Consider the following 5,193-nt stretch of genomic DNA (forward strand, 5'->3'; position numbering starts at 1 on the left):
CTCGTCGCCGAGCCGGTGGCGCGCATGCTCGACGGCGTGCCGGATGCGGCATCCATCGGCGTCTCCGAGATCGACGCCGGCCTCGCCGACACGGCGGCCTTCTGCGAGCACTACGGCGTGCAGCCGGTCGACGGCGCCAACTGCGTGATCGTCAAGGGCAAGCGCGGCGGCGACATCCGCTACGCCGCGTGCCTCGTGCTCGCGACCACCCGCGCCGACGTCAACGGGGTGGTGCGCAAGCGTCTGGACGTGCGCTCGGCGTCGTTCGCCCCGATGGACGAGGCGGTGGCGCTCACCGGCATGGAGTATGGCGGCATCACCCCGATCGGGCTGCCCGCGCAGTGGCCCGTGCTCGTGGACGCAGCCGTCGCCGCCTCGCCCGGTGTCGTCGTCGGCGCCGGTATCCGCGGCGCGAAGCTCTTCGCGCCCGGCCACGTGCTGGCATCCCTGCCCGGCGTCGAGGTCGTCGAGGGACTCGGCCGCTGATTCGCGCACGGATCCGGGTGCGAGAATGGCGGGATGCCCCACCCCGCTGAGTCCCTGCTCGTCCGCGCCCTGCACGGGGAGCGCGGCACCCGGCCCCCGGTGTGGTTCATGCGGCAGGCCGGCCGATCGCTGCCCGAGTACCGCGAGCTTCGCGTCGGCACGCGGATGCTGGACGCCTGCCTGACCCCGGATCTCGCGGCGGAGATCACCCTGCAGCCGGTGCGCAGGCACGGAGTGGATGCCGCGGTCTTCTTCAGCGACATCGTCATCCCGCTGCGCCTCGCCGGCGTCGCGGTCGAGATCGAGCCGGGCCGGGGCCCGGTGTTCGCGGACCCGGTGCGCACCGCGGCCGACGTCGCCCGGCTGACCGCCATCGACCCGGCGGAGGTCGCCGCGAACGCAGAGCCGGTGCGCGAGGCCGTGCGCCTGGTCGCCGCCGAGCTCGCACCCGCGGGAACCCCGGTGATCGGCTTCGCCGGAGCGCCGTTCACCCTGGCCGCGTACCTCGTCGAGGGCGGCCCCAGCAAAGAGCACCTGCGCGCCCGGGCCATGATGCACGCCGACCCCGCCGCGTGGCATGCGCTCGCCGGCTGGCTGGCCGAGGTGTCCCGCACGTTCCTGACCGCCCAGACGGATGCCGGTGCCTCCGCCGTGCAGCTGTTCGATTCGTGGGCGGGCTCCCTCTCGGTGGCGGACTACCGCGAATACGTGGCGCCGCACTCGCGTGCCGCGCTCGACGGTGCGGTCGTGCCCGCGATCCACTTCGGGGTCGGCACGGCGCACCTGCTGCCCGACATGACCCTCTCCACTCCCACTCCAGACGCCGCCGGCGCGGCGCCCGGAGTCTCGGGTCGCGTGGGCCCAGGCGGTGTGGTGTCGTGTGTCGGGGTCGACTGGCGCACCCCGCTCGACGCGGCCGCCGGCATCCTCGGCCCGGATGTCACCCTGCAGGGCAACATCGACCCGGCCCTGCTGCAGGCGCCGTGGCCGGTGCTCGAGGCGCACGTGCGCGACGTGGTCGCCCGTGGCCGCGCGGCCCGCGCGCACATCCTCAACCTCGGCCACGGCGTCCCGCCCGAGACCGACCCGACCGTGCTCACCCGCATCGTCGGGTTCGTGAAGGAGCTGGGCGAGTGACCGTCGACCCCGCCGACCTCGAGGGCCTCGCCGAGCGGGTGCGCGGCACCCGCGTCGCGATCGTCGGCGGCGGCATGGCCGGCCTCGTCGCCGCGCTGGAGTGCGCGAAGGTGGGGATCGCGGTCACCGTGTTCGAGGCGTCCGGGTCCCTCGGCGGCGCGGTGCGCTCGGCGGAGGTCGCCGGCATCCGCGTCGACGTCGGCGCGGAGAGCTTCGCCACCCGCGGCGGCACGGTGCGCACCCTCGTCGAGGAGCTCGGACTCGGCGACGCGGTCGTGACGCCGGCAGCCGGCGGTGCGTGGCTCGCCGGGCTCGCGGCGTCGGGCACCGGGCCGGATGCCGCCCCGCTGCCCACCGGTGGAGTGCTCGGCATCCCGGCCAATCCGTGGGATCCGGCCGTCGTGCGCATCATCGGCCGGCGCGCCGCCTGGCGGGCCTATCTCGACCGTCTGCGCCCGCCGCTGACCATCGGCATCGACCACAGCCTCGGCCACCTCGTGCGCGGGCGGATGGGCCAGGTCGTGCTCGACCGGCTCGTCGCCCCCGTGACGAGCGGCGTGTACTCGGCGCGTCCCGACGACATCGACGTGGAGCTCGCGGCCCCCGGCCTGTCGGCCGCGCTCACCCGCGCCGGTTCGCTGTCCGGTGCGGTGGCCGCCCTGCGCGCCGGTGCCGAGAAGGCCGCCCAGTGCAAGGCGCCCGGGTCGGCCGTGGAGGGCATCGAGGGCGGCATGTCCCGCCTGGTCGACGCGGTGCAGGCGCGACTCGAGGCCCTGCAGGTGCAGATCCGCGTGGCGACGCCCGTGCACGCACTCGAGCGAACGGGCGGGAAGTGGCGCGTGGTCGTGCCCGAGGCCGGCGATCTCGGAGAATCGACCGGAATCCGGACCCCTTCGCCGGACGAGCCCGAAGACGACGCCGAAATCCGAAACGACGCCGCGGGTGCACCCGGCGACGCGGCTTTCGACGCCGTGATCGTCGCGGCTCCCGAGGCGGTGGCGCGGCAGCTGCTCGCCCCGCACGCCGACCTGCCGGCATCCGCCGAGTCGGCCGCCCCGGTCGTCGAGATCGTCACGCTCGTCGTGGATGCCCCCGAGCTGGATGCCTCGCCGCGCGGCACCGGCGTGCTCACCGTGCCAGGCTCGCACATCGCCAAGGCCCTCACCCACTCCACGGCCAAGTGGGAGTGGGTGCGCCGCGCCGCCGGCGGCGCGCACGTGGTGCGCGTGTCGTTCGGTGCGCAGGGCGAGGCGCCCGCGACCGAGGGCCTCGACGACGAGGCCGCGGCGCGTCTCGCGCTGTCCGAGGCATCCGCTCTGCTCGGCGTGGAGCTGACCGCGCTGCGCGGCTTCCACCGGGCCCGATTCGTGCAGTCGCAGCCCGCGTCCGTGCTCGGCCGTGCGGAGTTCGCGGCCGGGTCGCGGGCCGCGATCCGGCGGGTCGAGGGGCTCGGCGCGGCGGGTGCGTGGCTGGCCGGAACGGGCCTCGCGCAGGTCGTGCCGGATGCCGCTGCAGAGGCCGACCGGGTGCGTGCGGGCCTGCTGTGGGGAGGGTCCGAGCCCGCAGCCGATTAGATGCCGGAATCGGAATACAGGTCTACGCTGGGGATGACAACGAGCGTGAGGAGACCCCATGAGGGGCAAAGTGGGACTGGTCATCGGCCTCGGAGTCGGATACGTGCTGGGCACGCGCGCAGGTCGCGAGCGGTACGAGCAGATCAAACAGCAGGCGGACAAGGTCTGGGAGCTCCCGGCCGTGCAGAAGCAGGTCGACAAGGCCAAGGCCGCCGGAAAGTCCGCGCTGATGGCCCTGCCGACCGCCCTGTGGAGCAGCGCGGTCAAGGTCACGAAGGCCGCAGCCGCCCCCGCCGACACTCCCGGTGAGCGTCTGGACGCCGCGGTGAAGGCCGGCCGCAAGGCGGCCGACGACATCGCCGAAGCCGCCGAGAAGTCAGCCGACGACGTGAAGAAGCGCGTCTCCGACGCCGCCGACGGGAAGTGACATGACCCCGCGCGGCTATCGGGATCGGGCCGACGAGAGCCTGTTCACCCTGATCGGCGAGGTTCCGGAGCTCGTCAAGAATCTGGTCATGGCCGAGATCGACCAGGCCAAGACGTGGCTCAAGCGCACCGCGAAAGACGGCGGAATCGGTGCCGCCTGGACCCTCGCCGCGCTGTTCGTGCTGTTCTGGACCATTCCGGCGCTCGGGGCGTTCTGCATCATCGGGCTCGCGTCGTGGTGGCCGGCGTGGCTGGCATCCCTCGTCGTGTTCGTCGCCATGCTCGCCGTCGTGGTCGTGCTCGCGCTGCTCGGCGTGCTGCGCTTCCGCCGGCTGGGCAAGCGCGAGAACCCGGCGCAGTCGGTGGCGCGCGACGCCGCGATCATCAAAGACGTGAAGGACACCGCCGATGACTTCTGAACGCACCACCGCCATCCCGCGCACGGCGGTCCCCGACGGGATCACCGATCCGGTCGAGCGCGCACGCGCCGAGCTGAAGGCGACGCTGCTGGCCATCGAGGTCAAGGGCAACCTGCCGCGGCGGGCCGCCGTGGCCGCCGAGAAGAAGGTCGCGCAGTTCAAGAAGCTGGCCGAGCAGAGCCCCGCCGCCGCAGCCGCCGTCGTGGTGGGGGCGGCCGCCGCCGTCGGCGGTGTGGTCTGGGGCTTCGTGGCCCTGTACACCCGCAAGCGCTGAGCGCGGGGCGGCGCGCGGAGGGACCGCAGAGAATCCAGTGCCAGACTGGATCACATGTCTTCCTTCACCCTCTGGGCTGTGCTGCGCCGCGATCCCGAGCGCCCCGTCACCGAGTCGGACGTCACCGAGCTCGCCGACATCCGTGAGCTCATCGAAGCCGGCGGCGTCACCATCCGCGGCTTCTACGACGTGAGCGGCCTGCGCTCCGACGCCGACCTGATGATCTGGATTCACGGCGACAGCGCCGAGGCGCTGCAGCGGGACCTGCGTCGCCTTCGCCGCACGGAGCTGCTGAAGAACCTGCTGCCCACCTGGAACGCCATGGCCGTGCACCGCGACGCGGAGTTCAACCGCGCCCACGTGCCCGGGTTCCTGCGCGGCATCGAGCCCAAGCAGTGGCTCACCGTCTACCCGTTCGTGCGCAGCTACGACTGGTACCTGCTGCCCGAGGAGGACCGCAGCCGGATGCTGCGCGACCACGGCCGCAAGGGCGCCGCGTTCACGAACGTCGTCGCCAACACGGTCGCCGCCTTCGCGCTCGGCGACTACGAGTGGGTGCTGCCCATGGAGGCCGACGAGCTCACCGACCTCGTCGACATGATGCGCGACCTCCGCTACACCGAGGCGCGCCTGCACGTGCGCGAGGAGCTCCCCTTCTTCACCGGACGCCGCATCGAGATCGACGACATCCCGGAAGTCCTGCAGTGACGATCCGGCTCGGCACCCGCCGCAGCGCGCTCGCGATGGCGCAGTCGCAGCAGGTGGCCGACCAGCTCGCCGAATCCTCCGGTCAGGAGGTCGAGCTCGTTCCGATCACGTCCGAGGGCGACGTGAACCGGGCATCCCTGTCGACGCTCGGCGGGCGCGGCGTGTTCGC

The 5,193-nt window shown here is 73.2% G+C and carries 7 protein-coding genes and 1 pseudogene; all 8 read left to right on the plus strand.

The genetic code is table 11. The features are described 5' to 3' along the window. Positions 1 to 486 (plus strand): YbaK/EbsC family protein (locus tag VJR25_RS03925; protein WP_324112730.1); only part of this gene is annotated, 486 nt, incomplete at its 5' end. 33 nt (positions 487 to 519) lie between these two features. Beyond that, positions 520 to 1,623, plus strand: a complete 1,104-nt coding sequence (gene hemE, locus VJR25_RS03930) for a uroporphyrinogen decarboxylase (RefSeq protein ID WP_324112732.1) — start codon at positions 520 to 522, stop codon at positions 1,621 to 1,623. Beyond that, positions 1,620 to 3,197 carry a protoporphyrinogen/coproporphyrinogen oxidase gene (locus tag VJR25_RS03935; RefSeq protein WP_324112734.1) on the plus strand — a complete coding sequence of 526 codons (1,578 nt, stop codon included), beginning with the start codon at positions 1,620 to 1,622 and terminating at the stop codon, positions 3,195 to 3,197. The genes hemE and VJR25_RS03935 overlap by 4 nt, the downstream gene beginning before the upstream one ends. A 58-nt stretch (positions 3,198 to 3,255) precedes the next feature. Continuing rightward, positions 3,256 to 3,624: a hypothetical protein gene (locus tag VJR25_RS03940; RefSeq protein ID WP_324112736.1), complete on the plus strand. Its 369-nt coding sequence runs from the start codon at positions 3,256 to 3,258 to the stop codon at positions 3,622 to 3,624. 1 nt (position 3,625) lies between these two features. Next, positions 3,626 to 4,042 (plus strand): phage holin family protein, encoded by a 417-nt coding sequence (locus tag VJR25_RS03945; protein ID WP_324112738.1) that lies wholly within the window; start codon positions 3,626 to 3,628, stop codon positions 4,040 to 4,042. Then, on the plus strand, positions 4,032 to 4,316 hold the full coding sequence (locus VJR25_RS03950; RefSeq protein WP_324112740.1) for a hypothetical protein: 285 nt from the start codon (positions 4,032 to 4,034) through the stop codon (positions 4,314 to 4,316). Before VJR25_RS03945 ends, VJR25_RS03950 begins: the two co-directional genes overlap by 11 nt. A gap of 54 nt (positions 4,317 to 4,370) precedes the next feature. After that, the gene (gene hemQ / locus VJR25_RS03955; RefSeq protein ID WP_324112742.1) at positions 4,371 to 5,024 is read left to right on the plus strand and encodes a hydrogen peroxide-dependent heme synthase; all 654 of its coding nucleotides are present in this window, start codon (positions 4,371 to 4,373) and stop codon (positions 5,022 to 5,024) included. Beyond that, positions 5,021 to 5,193 (plus strand): annotated as a pseudogene (locus tag VJR25_RS03960) (hydroxymethylbilane synthase); the annotation flags it as partial. The gene hemQ and the pseudogene VJR25_RS03960, both read left to right, overlap by 4 nt.

The organism is Microbacterium sp. (genome assembly GCF_035277845.1).
Classification (GTDB): domain Bacteria; phylum Actinomycetota; class Actinomycetes; order Actinomycetales; family Microbacteriaceae; genus Microbacterium.